The sequence below is a fragment of the Streptomyces sp. Je 1-332 genome (assembly GCF_040730185.1).
Lineage (GTDB): Bacteria > Actinomycetota > Actinomycetes > Streptomycetales > Streptomycetaceae > Streptomyces.
In genome coordinates this window covers 5,133,695-5,148,536 of sequence record NZ_CP160402.1, presented here as the reverse complement: position 1 = coordinate 5,148,536, position 14,842 = coordinate 5,133,695, and the positions used below count along the sequence as shown (strand labels likewise).

Sequence of the window (14,842 nt, the reverse complement as noted above, 5' to 3'; positions counted from 1 at the left end):
CCTCTTCCCCCGTCTTTCCGCACCACTCCCCCCTGGAAGTTGTCGGACTGACCGTACACGGCTGAGACCCCCCACCGAAGGACGGTGAGGGGCCTCTGAAGGTTGAGCGGCGAGCGGCTCAGTACCAGTTGTTCGCCTGCCAGAAGTCCCAGGCTCCGCACGGGCTTCCGTAGCGGTCGTTCATGTAGCCGAGGCCCCACTTGATCTGCGTGGCGGGGTTCGTCTGCCAGTCGGCACCGGCCGAGGACATCTTGGAACCGGGGAGCGCCTGGACGAGGCCGTAGGCACCCGAAGAGGGGTTGCTGGCCTTGTAGTTCCAGGTGGACTCGTGGTTGACGATGTTGCTGAAGCACTGGAACTGGTCACCGGGGACCATCTGCCGTGCCATCGCCTGGACCTGCGAGACGGAGTACGAGGACTGCGGGGCGAAGTCCGAGGCGTCGCGCGCGGAAGAACGGCTGGCCTTGACCTCCGCCTTCTCCTCGCGCTCCTTCTTGGCGGCCGCCTTCTCTGCGGCCTCCGCCTTCTCTGCGGCCTTCTGCTTCGCGATCGCCGACTCGGCGGCCTGCTTGCGGGCCGCTTCTGCCGCGGACTTCTTCGCGGCCGTGTCGGCGGCCGTGGCCTGCGCGTCGGCCTGCTGCGTCAGGGACGCGGTCTGCACCTGGGCCTGCTGACCCGCGGGGATGTCTGCGAGGAGTGTCGCGTCGCTTGCCGTCGCCTCGAAGTCGTTGTCATTCGAGGCGCCCGGGGTGCTGCCCGAGGCGACACCGACGACAGCGCCAACAGTGGTGACCGCGGTGGCGGATGCCACGGCGAATCCCCGGACCGAAATCCGGCTCACACGGTTTCCTTCCAGCATCGCCCGCTAGGTGACCTCGCGGACGCAATCTTGCCCCTGGCGCTGGCCTCCACTTGGTATCGGTCACGGGAGGCACGGGCCCGATGGGCAACCCCCGTTACGGGAGCGCCGCGTGGTGCTCGGGCGGCATGCGACGGCCACTATGAAGTTCTGATGTTTCCGGTTTGCGGTACCTCCCCCACTGCTTAATGCGTGGGAGGTACCCCCAAGGTACAGGTGTGTCGCATGCGGGGCCTGACAGGACCCAGACTCTGCCCCAGCCGGACGCCGCAAGGCAATTCCCCGTTGCGTGTGAAAGCTCACACCTCGTTTGCCCCAGGAGTTTTTCGGAAAAGGGCGAACGCCAAGACGCCGCCCGGCTAAGCTCCTTCGCTTCGCCGGGCGGCGCCAACTCCCCTGCAACCAGGGTGAACTCGGTCAGATCGAACCGTCCTCCAGCATCTCGGTCACGAGGGCCGCGATCTGCGAACGCTCGGAGCGGGTGAGCGTGACGTGGGCGAAGAGCGGATGCCCCTTCAGCTTCTCCACAACGGCAACTACCCCGTCGTACCGCCCCACTCGGAGGTTGTCGCGCTGGGCGACGTCATGAGTGAGGACGACACGGGAGTTCGCCCCGATCCTGGACAGAACGGTCAGAAGGACGTTCCGCTCCAGGGATTGGGCCTCATCCACGATCACGAACGCGTCGTGCAGCGAGCGCCCGCGGATATGGGTGAGCGGGAGCACTTCGAGCATGCCGCGCGCCGTCACCTCCTCGATGACCGCCTTGCCCGCCACCGAACCGAGCGTGTCGAAGACCGCCTGGGCCCAGGGGCCCATCTTCTCGGCCTCCGTGCCGGGCAGATAGCCGAGCTCCTGCCCGCCCACCGCGTACAGCGGCCGGAAGACCATCACCTTCTGGTGCTGGCGGCGCTCCAGGACCGCCTCAAGTCCCGCGCAGAGCGCGAGAGCCGACTTGCCGGTGCCCGCCCGGCCGCCCATCGACAGGATGCCGATGTCCGGGTCGAGCAGCAGATCCAGCGCGATGCGCTGCTCCGCACTCCTCCCCTTGATGCCGAAGGCCTCACGATCGCCGCGTACGAGACGGACGTTGCCGTCGGCCGTGACACGGCCGAGGGCCTTGCCCCTCTCCGACTGGATGGTGAGGCCCGTGTGGACGGGCAGGTCGGCCGCCTCGGGGACGTACAGGGTGTCTTCTTCGAAGAGGAGGTCCACCTGTTCGCCGGAGAGGGTCAGTTCGGACATTCCGGTCCAGCCGGAGTCCGTGATGGCGAGTTCGGCGCGGTACTCCTCCGCGAGGAGGCCGACCGAGGACGCCTTGATCCTCAGAGGCAGATCCTTCGACACGACGGTGACGTCGTATCCCTCTGCCTGGAGGTTGCGCGCTACGGCGAGAATCCGTGAGTCGTTGTCCCCCAACCGGTAGCCGGCCGGAAGCACGCCGGGATCGGAGTGGTTGAGCTCGACGCGCAGCGAGCCGCCCAGGTCGCCGATCGGGATCGGCGCGTCCAGGCGACCGTGCCTGACCCGGCAGTCGTCCAGGAGGCGCAGGGCCTGCCGGGCGAAGTAGCCGAGCTCGGGATGGTGCCGCTTCGCCTCGAGCTCCGTGACCACGACGACGGGCAGCACGACTTCGTGCTCGTCGAAGCGGTACATGGAGTTCGGGTCTGCGAGCAGAACGCTGGTGTCGAGAACATAGGTGCGCCTGTCGGGCATGCGGCGCTTTGTGCTGGTCACCACGGAAGGACGTACCCCCTCGGATGAGGTCGGGGAGCGACGGGAAGGATGCCGGGAGAAGTCCGGACCGGTCTCGTGCCGCAGTGCGCGGGCCGAGCTCCGGCCCTCCACTTCGCCCGTACTCACCGCACGGTCGTCCTGGTGCAAAGGGCCTCCCGGGCGGACGGCCCCATGCCGCCCGCTGAGATCCGACATCCGTGAATCGGATGTCGGCCTGGAAGGCTTATTCCCTCGAACAAGCGCAGCCATGCCATGGCATATGACGGCGCGTCCGTGAACTCTGGGTTACTCGCGCCTCACCGACGTGAGCACCTCGCGTGCCGCGTGGGGCGTCAGCCGCCGTAGCGCCGGTGCCTGGCCGCGTAATCACGCAGCGCACGCAGGAAGTCGACCTTGCGGAAGGCCGGCCAGAAGACTTCACAGAAGTAGTACTCGGAGTGGGCCGACTGCCAGAGCATGAAGCCGGAAAGACGCTGCTCGCCACTCGTTCGGATCACCAGGTCGGGGTCCGGCTGGCCGCGGGTGTAGAGGTGCTTGGAGATCAGGTCGACGTCGACGGTCTCGGCGACGTCCTCCAGGCTCGTGCCCTTCTCCGCGTGGTCCAGGATCAGCGAGCGGACCGCGTCGGCGATCTCCTGCCGGCCGCCGTAACCGACGGCCACGTTGACCAGTATTCCCTTGTTGCCGTGGGTGGCCTGCTCGGCCTCCTTGAGGACGGCCTGGGTGCGGGCGGGAAGGAGGTCCATCGTGCCCACGTGGTGCACGCGCCAGCGGCCGTCGGCGGCGAGGCTGCGGACCGTGTCCTCGATGATGCCGAGCAGCGGGATGAGCTCCCGCTCGGGGCGGTCGAAGTTGTCGGTCGACAGCATCCAGAGGGTGACGACCTCGACGTCCGTCTCGGCGCACCAGCCGAGGAACTCCTCGATCTTGTACGCGCCCGCCTGATGGCCCTGTTCGGTGGTCCCGCCGGACGCCTTCGCCCAGCGCCTGTTGCCGTCGAGGATGACCCCGATGTGCTTGGGCACCTGGTCGTGGTCGAGGCGGCCTTCCACCCGGCGTGCGTAAAGTCCGTACACCAGGTCGCGCAGGTTCACTTCTGTCAGCCCCTCCATGCAGATGGCAGTCCCCGAAGGCGAAAGCCTACCGCTGTGAGGGCGGGGTTCCGCCCTGGGGGACGCGGGCACCGGCCCCGCAAGATCCCTCGCTGAAGTAGCTTCGTACCCATGAACGACACGTCTCTGTACCGAGCAGCAGCGGACCGTTACGACGCCATGGAGTACCGGCGCACGGGCCGCAGCGGCCTGAAGCTGCCCGCCGTCTCCCTCGGCCTGTGGCACAACTTCGGTGACGACAAGTCCCTGGAGAGCCAGCGCGCGATCCTGCGCCGCGCCTTCGACCTGGGCGTCACCCACTTCGACCTGGCGAACAACTACGGCCCGCCCGCCGGTTCGGCCGAGCTCAACTTCGGCAAGCTGTTCGCCCAGGATTTCGCCCCGTACCGCGATGAACTGGTCATTTCGACCAAGGCGGGCTACCTCATGCACCCCGGCCCGTACGGCGAGTGGGGTTCGCGCAAGTACCTGCTGTCGTCCCTGGACGCCTCGCTCAAGCGGATGGGCGTCGACTACGTCGACATCTTCTACTCGCACCGCTTCGACCCCGAGACCCCGCTGGAGGAGACGATGGGCGCGCTCGCGTCCGCCGTCCAGCAGGGCAAGGCGCTGTACGTGGGTGTCTCCTCCTACAACAGCGAGCAGACCGCCGAAGCGGCGCGGCTGCTGCGGGAGATGGGCGTGCCCGCGCTCATCCACCAGCCCTCGTACTCGATGATCAACCGCTGGACCGAGGACGACGGCCTGCTCGACACCCTCGAGGACGCGGGGATGGGCTGCATCTCGTTCGTGCCGCTCGCGCAGGGCCTGCTCACGAACAAGTACCTGAAGGGCATCCCCGAGGGGTCGCGCGCCACGCAGGGCAAGTCGCTCGACCCCGACCTCCTGAGCGAGGAGGTCGTGCGCCGGCTCAACGGCCTGAACGACATCGCGGCCCGCCGCGACCAGTCGCTCGCGCAGCTGGCGCTCAACTGGGTCCTGCGCGACGAGCGGATGACCTCGGCGCTGATCGGCGCCTCCAGCGTGAAGCAGCTGGAGGAGAACGTCGCGGCACTGGCGGGCCCGAAGCTCACGGACGAGGAGCTCAGCGAGATCGACACGTACGCGGTGTCCACGCCCGGCACCAACATCTGGGCCGGACGGGGTTAGTCCTGGGGGGGTGCCTCTATGTCTTTCGTCAAGCGAGGCGTGGGGTTCTGGGTTCGTAGAAGGTGCCGTCGCGGAGCATTGCAAACAGCACGTTGATCCGTTGTCGGGCGAGGCGGAGGAGCGCTTGGGTGTGGGTTTTTCCTCTGGCCCGGCATTTGTCGTAATAGGTGCGGGAGGCAGGATCGTGCAGGGCAGCGAACGCGGACAGGAACATCGCGCGTTTGAGCTGCCGGTTGCCGCCCCGTGGGGCGTGTTCGCCGTGGATCGAGGTCCCGGAGGACTTGGTGGTGGGGGCGAGGCCGGCGTAGGAGGCGAGGTGGGCGGCGGTGGGGAAGCTGGTGCCGTCGCCGACGGTGACCAGCAGTGCGGCGGCGGTCCTGACGCCGACGCCGGGCAGCGACGTCAGGACCTTGGAAAGAGGGTGGTCCTCCAGCAGGGCTGCGATCTGGGATTCTGCCGCCCGTCGTTGCTCGTGAACGGCGCCGAGCGAGCGGGCCAGCGAGGGGATCACGATGTCCAGGGTGCCGGTGCCCGGGACCACGACGGTCTGCTCGTCGAGTGCATCGAAGACGTCGTCGGTCAGCCGTTTTGCCATGCGCGGGGCTTTGGGCCGGACCACCTCAACCAGCCTGCGGCGTCCGGCTCTTCGCAGCGCGGCTGGGGATCCGTAGCGTTCCAGCAGCCAGGTGACCGCCGGGTGATCCAGACGCGGGCCCAGGACCCGTTCCAGGGACGGGTGGAACTGGGTGAGCAGGCCCCGGATCCGGTTGGATGTGCGGGTGGCCTCGGCCGCCAGGTCCTGGTCGAAGCCGACGAGGACGGTGAGCTCGGCGGTGATCTCGTCGGTCAGCTGAAGCGAGCGAAGGGTGTGCGGCATGGTGCGGGCGGCGTCCGCGATGACGGCCGCGTCGCGGGCATCGGTCTTTGCCTCGCCCGGGTAGAGGTCAGCGATCCGTCGCATCGAAAGGCCCGGCAGGTAGGCGACCTGGCAGCCCGTGTCGCGGGCCACTGTCAGCGGCAGAGCGCCGATCGAGGCCGGCTGGTCCACGACGACCAGGACGGTGCCGAACTTCTCGCGGAGCTTGTCGAAGACCTGCCGCAGCTTCGGTTCGGTGTTGGGCAGTTGCTTGTCGAAGACTTTCTTGCCGGCCGGGGTGAGTCCGTGTCCGTGGTGAGCGCTCTTCCCCACGTCCAGGCCCAGGAAGACACCTATCTCGTCGTACTCGTTCAAACCGTCCTCCCGAACGGACGTTGTGCGTGCTGGCCTGGGCGTTGGCGTCGTGCGCGCATCCACGTTATGCAGACCTGCCGCCTGCGAAGGACCGGGCATTGCGCTCGGCCGGGCGGTAGTCGGACCTCTCATCAGCGTCTCCAACGGCGCCTCTCGGGCCCGGTGGCACCACCCCCCAGGTCATCGCTTCGACAGGGGGGACCAGCCATGCCGGGCCCGGAGGCCAGCGGCCCTCTTGCAGGACCGCGGAAAACATAACGGGGGGCGCCCTGGCGGGGCTGGTCCTGGCGGAACGCCTCAGCCCGCGTATCCCTGCCCCGGGGCGGGGGTGCGCGGGCGTTTGAACCAGGCGCCCGCGCCACCCTGGCTCAGCAGGATCACGAGCGCGATCGAGCAGCCGACGAGGATGAGGGCACCCGGGCCACCCCCTCGGCCAAGGGCGCCGAATCCCACCAGGATCTGCACACTGCTGAGCACGATCGACGCGACACGCTTCCCGTGCCCCGGCAGGTGGTATCGGAAAGCCAGGACGCACAGCGGTATCAGGAGGAAGTTGCCCCCGAGAACCGCGCCTGCGACCCGAGGCCCGTACAGCACGCCGCCGAGGACGGAGCCGAGCAGGCACATCCCCGAGAGCACCCAGATGATCACCTGCGCGGCGCGGACGCCGCCCGGCATCTTCTGCGGCTGGACCGGACCGTAGCCGTACCCATACCCGTAGCCGTAGCCGTTGTAGGGGTCTTGCGCAGGGCCCGTGTAGCGGGGCAGGCCCGCTTGGGGGTTCTCATGCGGGGACGGTGGTGGAGGGAACTGGTTCGACATGTCCCTGACCATATCCGGCACAAAAAAATCGGGCCGGTCCATGGGGGGGAGATGGACCGGCCCGAGGGGGGGTTTCCACCATAACCCTTCGTAAGGGATGCCGCGCGCATCGGCATGCCACAACTACTCTCCGAAACCGCCCGACAACTCCGCGACCCTGTTCTGCCACCGGATTTCGGCCGCTGGCGACAGATTTCAGCCCTGTACGGCGGTAGCCCACAGGAGGGACGTGGGCAGGGGCTCCCTTGACGCGGCAGGCGGGTGGGGCGCTTGACGCGGCGGGCGGGTGGGGCGCTAGCTTCGGCTCGCATGGCGTCGCTTCTTCTGCCGAGCGGTCGGGCCCTCCCCCTGGAGATCGCGGATTCCCCGAGCGCGCGGAGGCGCGGGCTGCTCGGCCGGGACGGGGTGACCGGGGCCCTGCTGCTGACCCCGGCGACCAGCGTGCACACGGTGCGGATGCGGTTCGCCATAGATGTGGCTTACCTGGACCGGGGGCTACGGGTGCTGTCGGTGCGGACGATGCGTCCGGGGCGGATCGGGCGCCCCCGGCTGCGGGCCCGGCATGTACTGGAGGCGGAGGCCGGGGCGATGGCGGGGTGGCGCGTCGGCCGGGGCGTGCGGCTGCGGGTGGAGGTGGAGTAGGCCGGGAGCAGGAGGCCGGGAGCAGGCCGGGAGCAGATGGGGGAAGGCGCGCGGGGCCGCGCAGCCCCCTCCACCGCGCGGCACCGCACACGTGGCTTTGCTCACGCGAATTCGCCTTGGTCTGAACTTACGTGATGTGCGGCCTCAGATCGAGCCGGTGGCGATAACGATGCGGAATCAACGCCACCTGTTCCGGGATCACTTGGCTAACGATCGGCGCGCCACGCAACCATCAGTGGCGTTTTTTCGTCAGGCGACTTTGCCCGACTTCTTGCAGTCCCTGTTGGCCACCAGCTCCTCCATGTGCTCGTCGCCCCACACGCCCAGCGGGATCAGCGCCTCGTTCAGGGACAGGCCGAGGGGGGTCAGCGAGTACTCGACCTTCGGCGGCACCTCCCGGTACACCTCGCGGTGCACGATGCCGTCGGACTCCAGCTCGCGCAGCTGCTGGATGAGCACCTTCTCGCTGATGCCGGTGATGTTCCGGCGGAGCTCGCCGAAGCGCATCGTCGTGCCCGCGGACAGCGCCCAGAGGATCATCGGCTTCCACTTGCCGCCGACGACGTCCACGGCCGCGTCCAGGCCGCAGGCGTACAGCGTCTTGCCCACGTTGCCGCTTCCCGTGATGCTCTGCCTGGCCATCCCTGTGCTTTCCATGACGCTGCCCGAATCAACCTCCGCGCCGCTCTTCGGCATGGTCCACTCCTCGTGTCCGCAGAGCCACTGACTGGATCGAGAGTACTGAAGGGGAACGCCGATGACCGGGGCCGTTGTTTCATGGAGCGCCGCCAACGCCCGTCGCATGGAGCGGCAGTTCCTGCGGGCGCCGGCCAAACCGGGCGAGGCGGGGGCCGGCGAGGTGGTCGACGCCATGCTTGCCGCACAGGCGCAGGTGATGTCCGCCGCCGAGCTCTCGGTGGGGTTGCGGATGGACGGGGCGAACCGGCAGGACGTACGGGATGCGCTGTGGGGTGAGGAGCCGAGCCTGGTCAAGACGTACGGACCACGCGGCACGATCCACCTGCTGCCAACCGCACAACTCCCTCTGTGGACAGCCGCGTTGTCGGCGATCCCGTACGGGCCGAGCCCCTTCAAGGCGGGCGACCGGCTGACTCCTGCCCAGACGGAGGAGATCGTGAGCGCGATCGGAGAAGCGCTCGACGGGGCCCAGCTGACCATCGACGAACTCGGCGACGAGGTCGTGGCGCGTACGGGGCCCTGGGCGGGTGACCTGGTGATGCCCGCCTTCCAGGGGATGTGGCCGCGCTGGCGCTCGGTGATGCATCTGGCGGGCCACCGCGGGGCGTTGTGCTTCGCACCGAACCGGGGCCGCAAGGTGACGTACACGCGCCCGCCCACCACCGACTCCGGGGAGCCGACGCTCTCCGCCGAGGAGGCGACGGCGCGGCTGGTACGACGCTTCCTGTACGCGTACGGCCCCGCGACCCCGGCCCAGTTCGCCAAGTGGGCTGCGGCGCCGGGTGGTTGGGTGAAGGACGTGTTCGGGGGACTGGCGGCTGCCGGGGAGATCGAAGGGGTGGAGATGGGCGGGGGGCCGTCAATGTCGTCGGCGTCGGCACCCGTTTCGGCGTGGGTGGTCGTGGGTGACGCGGAGTTTCCCCGGGAGCCAGGCGAGACAGAGGAACTGGTGCGGGGAGTGCGGCTGCTGCCGTATTTCGACGCGTACGTGATCGCCTCCCACCCGCGTGAGCGGCTCTTCCCGGGCCGGGCCTACGAGCGGGCGCTGGCCGGGGGCCAGGCCGGCAACTTCCCCGTGATGCTGGTCGACGGGGTCGTCGCGGGAGTCTGGCACCAGCGCCGCTCCGGCCGAAGGCTGACGGTCACGGTGGAGCCACTGGGGGCGCTGAACGCCACCCAGGAGCGGGAGCTCGCGGGGCAGGTGGAGCGGGTGGGGGAAGTGCTGGAAGGGACGGCGGAGTTGGTGATGGGAGAGGTGACGGTGGGGGCGCACGCCTAGGCAGCCGTATCTGGACGTGCCCCAGTCGAGCCTCAGTCGTGCCTCAGCTGTACCTCAGTCATGCCCTACTCGGGCCTAGTCGCCGGTCGTGCCGTCGAGCATTTCGCGCAGGATGTCCAGGTGGCCGTTGTGGCGGGCCGTCTCCTCGGTGAGGTGGAGGAGGATCCAGCGCAGGTCGACGTGGAGGCCGTTACGGATGGTTCGCTGGGCCTGCTTGTCCAGGGCGTTCCCTGCGACCAGTTCGCGGTAGCGGGCGCTCTGTTCGGCGTACTCGTCGAGCAACTGCGTGAGCGGGAAGTCGACGGCGATACGCATCTCGCGGTCGGGGTCCTCGTCCGTCATGGGGGCCCGGTCTTCCTCGCCGAGGAAGACCACCTGGAACCAGTAGTACTCGACCCAGCGGAGGTGGTTGATCAGTCCGCTGATGGTCATCAGCGGCGAGCCCGGCAGGAGTGCCTTGCGGGCGTTCTCCGCGGAGACGCCGTCGCACTTGGCGCGGGCGGTCTCCCGTGCGTAGTCGAGGAACGTGGTGAGCTGGGTACGGTCGTCCCAGGCGGGCGGGGTGTCATTGATTCTGGTCATCGCGCGAAGCGTCCCCGATCACCGTGACCGCTGTCGAGGGATTAGAAGGATTAGAGGGCTTGGAGGGGTTAATCGAGGTGGCTCGGCGCCGCGGTCGTCTCCTTGAGGACTCCCGCCTTGGTCATCCGCTCCCCCCTCCCGGACGGTTAGCTCTTCTTACGGGCGGTTAGCTCTTCTTACGGGCGTCGAAGAGATGACGCGTGCTGTGGGCCACGAACGAGCCCTCCGCCTCGATCTGGTCATGCAGTTCCCGCAGCCGCGACCAGTACCGCTCCACCGAGAAGTCCGGCACCATCCACACGACCTTCCGCAGGAAGTGGATGACGGCCCCGATGTCGTAGAACTCCATCTGGAGCCGCTCGGCCCGCAGGTCGACGATCTCCAGACCCGCCGCCTCCGCCTCGGCACGTTCGCCGTCGGGGTGACGCCCGTTCCGTACGTGGTCGGGCTGGGGCCCGAGAAAGTACTCGACGACCTCGAAGACGCTGGCGGGGCCCACGTGCTGGGCGAAGTACGTGCCCCCGGGGCGCAGCACGCGCGCGATCTCGTCGAAATGTGCCTTCACCGGGTGCCGGCTTGTGACCAGGTCGAAGGCCTCCGCGGCGAAGGGCAGCGGCGCGTCCTCCGGCGAGGAAACGACCACCACGCCCCGCGGATGCAGCAGGGCGGTTGCCTTGGCGACGTTCGGCGCCCACCCCTCCGTGGCGACGGCGAGCGGCGGGAGCGAGGGCGCGGAGGCGAGGACCTCACCGCCGCCGGTCTGGATGTCGAGGGAGGCGGTGGCGTGCCCTAGCCGCTCCCCCATGGCGTGGGCGTACCGCCAGGAGGGCCGCTCCTCCGAGGCCCTCCCCTCGAACCAGGAGAAGTCCCAGCCCTCGGTCGGGGCCGACTCGGCTTCCGCCACAAGTGTGTCGAAACTGCTCATGGACCGATCTTCGCATCGCACGGGGCCGGGGCTCGCGCCCATTACTCCGAAGGTAATCGCGCGGTCGACGGGCCACCCCTACCGTGCGCGCTTCGCGCTGCATCTCACCGTCGAGGCGGGCCTCATCACCCGCCATCACATGTACGAGGACAGCCTCGCGGTCGGGAGGCGGTGGGGTGGGGGCGGACTTAAGGCTGCTGGGGGGGGGCGGGGTGCGCGGTTGCCTCGGGGCGGGGGTGGTTTCGTCAAGCGCCTGCCGACCGGGGTGGTCGGCCCGTCGTGTCGCTGCCAGGGCCCGGGGGTTTGGGTTCTTGCCGGGGCCCTGCCTCAGCGCATTTCCTCGTGCGGTCGGAGGCGCCAACGCCACGTCCGCCTGTTTCCGCCCTCGTCGCACCTGAGCTCCGTTTCATGGCGCGTCGCCCCTCTCGGCTCACGCGGTGCGCATGGCGCCGATGGCGCACGCTGTCCCGAGTGTGGTCGTGCTCCTGGCCTTGGAGCTTGTGGAGGGGACCTTATAGATCGGCCCAGACATGCCCTTCCAGGTACGAGGACTCGCCCCTGAAGAACCAGTCGGCCAGGTCGCGGATGCGTTCCAGGCAGTCCTCGTAGTAGGCGGCGGGGGTCGGGCGCGGGAAGTCGGGGTGCGCGGTCCACTCCGGCACAGCGATCGCGATCTCGTAGAAGCCCTCGGCCAGCCATCGGTCGAGCTGGGATGTCGGCTGGAAGTGTGCGCAGACGGCTCGCATGGCCCGTTCCAGGCGGGTGAAGGCCGAACGGTCCCAGGTCAGGTCGCACCGCAGACGGAGCAGGAAGCTTCCGTCTTCGGCGCCGAACTCCCGTTTCAGGGTTTCGATCATCCGCTCCATGTAGTCCATGGGCTGCCCTGCCAGGGAGGGCCAGCCGGGGCGCAGTCTCGCCACGAGGTCGTCGAAGTCCTCGTTCAGGTATGCCGGTTCGAGCGGCTTCAGGCGGATCTGCGCCCGATCCGGGGCCGCCCACCACACCTCGAAGCTGGTGACCGTGCCTTCGGCGGGCCAGGCCTCCGCTGCCGTCGGCAGGAGCAGGACGTCGACGAAGCCGCCCACCGGGAGCCCGATGTCCACGAAGAGTCCGATCGCGCCGGGCTTGGGGACGCGGACCACCGTTCCGGTGAAGACCTGCCCGAAGCGCAGCCCCTCCCGGATCCTCTTCCACTCGCTCTTGCTGGGCTCACTGGGCTGGCTGGGCTTCGTGTGATCGTTGTTCTTGCCGTCCATGGGCCATTGTGGTTCGCGGGCCGGCGTCAGGGGCAAGGCCCGCGCCTAGCTCTGCTTGCCCGTTTCGGCGCCTCCTGCCGTTCCTCGCGGGAACGTGACCTCGACTCGGCGGTTCTTCTTGCGGCCCTGCTCGGAGGTGTTGTCCGCGATCGGATAGTCCTCGCTGTAGCCGCGTACGGAGTAGGTGACTTCGGGGCCCAGGTAGCTCGCAAGCTTGTCGTGCACCGCTTCCGCGCGCTTGCGGGACAGGGTCTTGCCGTGGCTGTACGAGCCGAGGTTGTCCGTGAAGCCGAACACCCTGACGTTCGTCGCCTTCTGCGCCTTGGCCTCCTCCGCGATCGCCTTGATACGGGCGTTCGCCTCCGGATTCAGCTTGTTGCTGTCCTTGGGGAACAGGACCTCTGCCTGCAGTGCGAACTTGACGTCGGTGTTGGTGTCCTCGCGGCGTTCCTCGCCGCCGAGGTCCTCGACCACGGACTTGATGTCCAGGACCTTCGCCGGGGCGAGGGTCGCACCGTCGGCGAGCTTCAGACCCGGGCTGTTGGAGTCGACCTCGGGGGGCGGGGATGTGGTGGTGCTGCCCGGGGGGGCGCTGGGGTCTTCGTCGTCGGCGGATGCGGGCGTGACGGTCAGGAGGACCAGGGCCGTGAGGGTGGCGGTGGCTGTCGTGAGGGTGCGTGATCGTGGGTGGCCCATGGGTCACTCGCCCTCGGAGAGTTCGATGGCAGCGGGGGCCATCCCGCCCACTTGGAACGTCAACTTGTTCGTCCCCTCCGGAGGGGCGGGGAACTGCGCGAACCAGTCGACGGTGTTCCCCGAGTCGATGCCGCCTTCGAACTTGGTGCAGAGGCAGCGCCCAGAGGTGTCTCGCAGGACCAGGTACCGCTTCTTCCCCTGTTCGTCCACGAGGCTGGCACCAGCAATGGAGCCGCCATTCTTCTGCAACTCCTTCTCATCTCCGCGCCATTGGCCTCCGGTCCACAGACCACCAGAGGTGTTCGTCACCTTGCCTGCGACGGTAAGGAAGCCGCCCTCATCACGCTTGGCAGAGTTGATTACCAGCGTCACCCCGTCCCCCTTGGATTCGGCAAGCGCCTCGTCGGCTGGGGGAGCCTGCGACTCCTTCTTCTCACCCCCACCGTCGTCACTCTTTGCCGGCGCGGAAGGCTTGGAGTCCTGGTCGGACTTGTCGTCGCCCCCACCACCGCCGCAGCCAGCGACCGTGAGGACCAGCCCAGTAGTGAACGCCACAGCGGTCATCGCCCTGCGAGTCTTCATGGTGCGCCGAATGTTCATCGCTACGGCTTCCTTCTTTCGTCGATCGCTGTGTCAGTCGGCCAGATGCACGGAGAAGAGAGCAGATGCGTCCGGCAGATCCTCTAGATCGAAGTCGTCAGGATCGATCTCGAAGGAAGCTCCGCCGTCACACTCGAACTCCACCTCTTTCTCCGGGTCAGAAGCAGGGGTGATGCCGCAGCGCGGCTTGATGACCGCGGTCGCCGACGCCTTGGCGTGTTGGGACTCCGTACCGGGGATGATCGAATCGCCTACGGTGTAATTGGTCTCGATCTCGACCCGGTAGCCCGGAAATCCGCTCACTTCCTCCGGACCAAAGCCAGTTACGGCCGAGTCGTTATCAGCGGCCAACGCGTCAGCCGCCCCTTGGGCCCCGTCACCGGTGAACTTGTCGCCGTCCAACCAGTCGAGCCAAGCGTCGCCGTCACCGATGGCCTGACCCAGTCCATCGACCAGCTCATCCCTGGAGTCCTGCGCAGCAGCCAACGCTGCCGCGTCGGCCGCCGATTGCGCGCCGTTACGCGCCGAAGCCGCTTGAGCGAACGCAAAGAAGGCGAACGCAACGAAAAGCAGAATCCCCGTCATCCAGATGTAGATGGGGAGAGTCTGCCCGCGATCGCTTCGCAGGGAGGGGCGGGGTGTCACCCGCCGATTACGTCGCCCACAGCGTTGCCAATGGCCGTGGAGATCTTGTTGTCCAGGGCCAGACTGTCGATCAACGTATAGATCCCCGCGATCAAAATCATCAACCCCGCATACTCCACAAACCCAGCCCCCGCATCCCGCCCCTTCCCCCGAACCCGGGAAGCAACGGTCACCGTCCAGTCGATCCAGACTCTGAGTACGCGATCCTTCAGCACGACGGCCCCTTCTCTCCCACCCGATACCCGCACTGCTGGCGCAACCACTTCCGACGCCGCTGTCGTCATAGGCAACGTACGCGAGATCTTGTGACCCAACAGCCACTCTCCGCAACCAATGCCTTCTGTTACGCGGAAGTTGGCGAGTTCTCTTCCCCGGGGGCGAGGTCATCACGCACCCCGGGGGTGTGCGGTGGAGGTCCTTGGTGGGGCCGGTGGTGGTTCCTTGCGTTTCACGACTTCCCCTCCCGTGAATACCGTGAACTCGCCTTTTGCAAAGGGTGGTTGGGCTAGCAGGGCTCGACTGGGGCCATCCCCGGGGGCATCGCAACCCTCCCACCCTCCGGGCGACTGTCCCATATTTGGTTGCAGGCGCGAAGGGGTTTGGTGCAG

At 67.9% G+C, this 14,842-nt stretch carries 16 protein-coding genes and 1 pseudogene; 4 read left to right on the top strand and 13 right to left on the bottom strand.

Features of this window, described 5'->3' with window-relative positions; all coding sequences use genetic code 11:
• Window positions 1-118: 118 nt before the first annotated feature.
• The 3 genes from ABXJ52_RS23535 to ABXJ52_RS23525 form a co-directional block, all read right to left on the bottom strand.
• Complete coding sequence (locus ABXJ52_RS23535; RefSeq protein WP_367044659.1) at window positions 119-859, bottom strand: lytic transglycosylase domain-containing protein; 741 nt, start codon at window positions 857-859, stop codon at window positions 119-121.
• Between the two features lie 417 nt (window positions 860-1,276).
• A complete protein-coding gene (locus ABXJ52_RS23530) occupies window positions 1,277-2,599 on the bottom strand; it encodes a PhoH family protein (RefSeq protein WP_367044657.1) in 1,323 nt (440 codons plus the stop codon).
• A 329-nt stretch (window positions 2,600-2,928) separates the two neighbouring features.
• The gene (locus tag ABXJ52_RS23525) at window positions 2,929-3,690 is read right to left on the bottom strand and encodes an isoprenyl transferase (RefSeq protein WP_367049210.1); all 762 of its coding nucleotides are present in this window, start codon (window positions 3,688-3,690) and stop codon (window positions 2,929-2,931) included.
• A 129-nt stretch (window positions 3,691-3,819) separates the two neighbouring features.
• Here ABXJ52_RS23525 and mgrA point away from each other — a divergent pair, with 129 nt between their 5' ends.
• A complete protein-coding gene (gene mgrA / locus ABXJ52_RS23520; RefSeq protein ID WP_367044655.1) occupies window positions 3,820-4,857 on the top strand; it encodes an L-glyceraldehyde 3-phosphate reductase in 1,038 nt (345 codons plus the stop codon).
• Between the two features lie 28 nt (window positions 4,858-4,885).
• On the opposite strand, the gene ABXJ52_RS23515 is transcribed toward mgrA, so the two are convergent.
• Together ABXJ52_RS23515 and ABXJ52_RS23510 are read right to left on the bottom strand one after the other, a co-directional pair.
• Window positions 4,886-6,088, bottom strand: a complete 1,203-nt coding sequence (locus ABXJ52_RS23515; protein ID WP_367040134.1) for an IS110 family transposase — start codon at window positions 6,086-6,088, stop codon at window positions 4,886-4,888.
• A 297-nt stretch (window positions 6,089-6,385) separates the two neighbouring features.
• Window positions 6,386-6,910 carry a hypothetical protein gene (locus tag ABXJ52_RS23510; RefSeq protein ID WP_367044653.1) on the bottom strand — a complete coding sequence of 175 codons (525 nt, stop codon included), beginning with the start codon at window positions 6,908-6,910 and terminating at the stop codon, window positions 6,386-6,388.
• Window positions 6,911-7,219: 309 nt separating this feature from the next.
• On the opposite strand from ABXJ52_RS23510, the gene ABXJ52_RS23505 reads away from it, so the two are divergent.
• Window positions 7,220-7,552, top strand: a complete 333-nt coding sequence (locus tag ABXJ52_RS23505; RefSeq protein WP_367044651.1) for a DUF192 domain-containing protein — start codon at window positions 7,220-7,222, stop codon at window positions 7,550-7,552.
• A gap of 249 nt (window positions 7,553-7,801) precedes the next feature.
• Here the strand turns inward: ABXJ52_RS23505 and ABXJ52_RS23500 are convergent, their stop codons facing one another.
• On the bottom strand, window positions 7,802-8,194 hold the full coding sequence (locus ABXJ52_RS23500) for a helix-turn-helix domain-containing protein (protein ID WP_367049209.1): 393 nt from the start codon (window positions 8,192-8,194) through the stop codon (window positions 7,802-7,804).
• A gap of 115 nt (window positions 8,195-8,309) precedes the next feature.
• Here ABXJ52_RS23500 and ABXJ52_RS23495 point away from each other — a divergent pair, with 115 nt between their 5' ends.
• On the top strand, window positions 8,310-9,530 hold the full coding sequence (locus ABXJ52_RS23495) for a winged helix DNA-binding domain-containing protein (RefSeq protein ID WP_367044649.1): 1,221 nt from the start codon (window positions 8,310-8,312) through the stop codon (window positions 9,528-9,530).
• A 75-nt stretch (window positions 9,531-9,605) separates the two neighbouring features.
• Here ABXJ52_RS23495 and ABXJ52_RS23490 read toward each other — a convergent pair whose 3' ends face one another.
• Window positions 9,606-10,112, bottom strand: coding sequence for a DinB family protein (locus ABXJ52_RS23490; RefSeq protein ID WP_367044647.1), 507 nt, complete (start codon window positions 10,110-10,112; stop codon window positions 9,606-9,608).
• 166 nt (window positions 10,113-10,278) lie between these two features.
• A complete protein-coding gene (locus tag ABXJ52_RS23485; protein WP_367044645.1) occupies window positions 10,279-11,037 on the bottom strand; it encodes a class I SAM-dependent methyltransferase in 759 nt (252 codons plus the stop codon).
• A gap of 58 nt (window positions 11,038-11,095) precedes the next feature.
• Between ABXJ52_RS23485 and ABXJ52_RS23480 the strand changes: the two are divergent.
• Window positions 11,096-11,212, top strand: a pseudogene (locus ABXJ52_RS23480) (ketosteroid isomerase); the annotation flags it as partial.
• Window positions 11,213-11,549: 337 nt separating this feature from the next.
• Here ABXJ52_RS23480 and ABXJ52_RS23475 read toward each other — a convergent pair.
• The 5 genes from ABXJ52_RS23475 to ABXJ52_RS23455 are packed head-to-tail and all read right to left on the bottom strand — an operon-like array spanning window position 11,550 to window position 14,419.
• Window positions 11,550-12,293 carry a hypothetical protein gene (locus ABXJ52_RS23475; protein ID WP_367044644.1) on the bottom strand — a complete coding sequence of 248 codons (744 nt, stop codon included), beginning with the start codon at window positions 12,291-12,293 and terminating at the stop codon, window positions 11,550-11,552.
• Window positions 12,294-12,338: 45 nt separating this feature from the next.
• Entirely contained in the window at window positions 12,339-12,989 is a 651-nt protein-coding gene (locus ABXJ52_RS23470; RefSeq protein WP_367044643.1) for an OmpA family protein, read from the bottom strand.
• A 3-nt stretch (window positions 12,990-12,992) separates the two neighbouring features.
• A complete protein-coding gene (locus ABXJ52_RS23465) occupies window positions 12,993-13,589 on the bottom strand; it encodes a hypothetical protein (protein WP_367044642.1) in 597 nt (198 codons plus the stop codon).
• 33 nt (window positions 13,590-13,622) lie between these two features.
• Entirely contained in the window at window positions 13,623-14,234 is a 612-nt protein-coding gene (locus ABXJ52_RS23460) for a pilus assembly protein TadG-related protein (protein WP_367044641.1), read from the bottom strand.
• On the bottom strand, window positions 14,231-14,419 hold the full coding sequence (locus ABXJ52_RS23455; protein ID WP_367049207.1) for a hypothetical protein: 189 nt from the start codon (window positions 14,417-14,419) through the stop codon (window positions 14,231-14,233). Before ABXJ52_RS23455 ends, ABXJ52_RS23460 begins: the two co-directional genes overlap by 4 nt.
• Window positions 14,420-14,842: the final 423 nt, after the last annotated feature.

What these genes read in the sequence shown, in the direction of transcription:
- ABXJ52_RS23475 (WP_367044644.1), bottom strand. Translation starts at nt 12,293, where the DNA reads ATGGACGGCAAGAACAACGATCACACGAAGCCCAGCCAGCCCAGTGAG.
- ABXJ52_RS23510 (WP_367044653.1), bottom strand. Translation starts at nt 6,910, where the DNA reads ATGTCGAACCAGTTCCCTCCACCACCGTCCCCGCATGAGAACCCCCAA.
- ABXJ52_RS23470 (WP_367044643.1), bottom strand. Translation starts at nt 12,989, where the DNA reads ATGGGCCACCCACGATCACGCACCCTCACGACAGCCACCGCCACCCTC.
- mgrA (WP_367044655.1), top strand. Translation starts at nt 3,820, where the DNA reads ATGAACGACACGTCTCTGTACCGAGCAGCAGCGGACCGTTACGACGCC.
- ABXJ52_RS23465 (WP_367044642.1), bottom strand. Translation starts at nt 13,589, where the DNA reads ATGAACATTCGGCGCACCATGAAGACTCGCAGGGCGATGACCGCTGTG.
- ABXJ52_RS23535 (WP_367044659.1), bottom strand. Translation starts at nt 859, where the DNA reads ATGCTGGAAGGAAACCGTGTGAGCCGGATTTCGGTCCGGGGATTCGCC.
- ABXJ52_RS23505 (WP_367044651.1), top strand. Translation starts at nt 7,220, where the DNA reads ATGGCGTCGCTTCTTCTGCCGAGCGGTCGGGCCCTCCCCCTGGAGATC.
- ABXJ52_RS23490 (WP_367044647.1), bottom strand. Translation starts at nt 10,112, where the DNA reads ATGACCAGAATCAATGACACCCCGCCCGCCTGGGACGACCGTACCCAG.
- ABXJ52_RS23500 (WP_367049209.1), bottom strand. Translation starts at nt 8,194, where the DNA reads ATGGCCAGGCAGAGCATCACGGGAAGCGGCAACGTGGGCAAGACGCTG.
- ABXJ52_RS23485 (WP_367044645.1), bottom strand. Translation starts at nt 11,037, where the DNA reads ATGAGCAGTTTCGACACACTTGTGGCGGAAGCCGAGTCGGCCCCGACC.
- ABXJ52_RS23495 (WP_367044649.1), top strand. Translation starts at nt 8,310, where the DNA reads ATGACCGGGGCCGTTGTTTCATGGAGCGCCGCCAACGCCCGTCGCATG.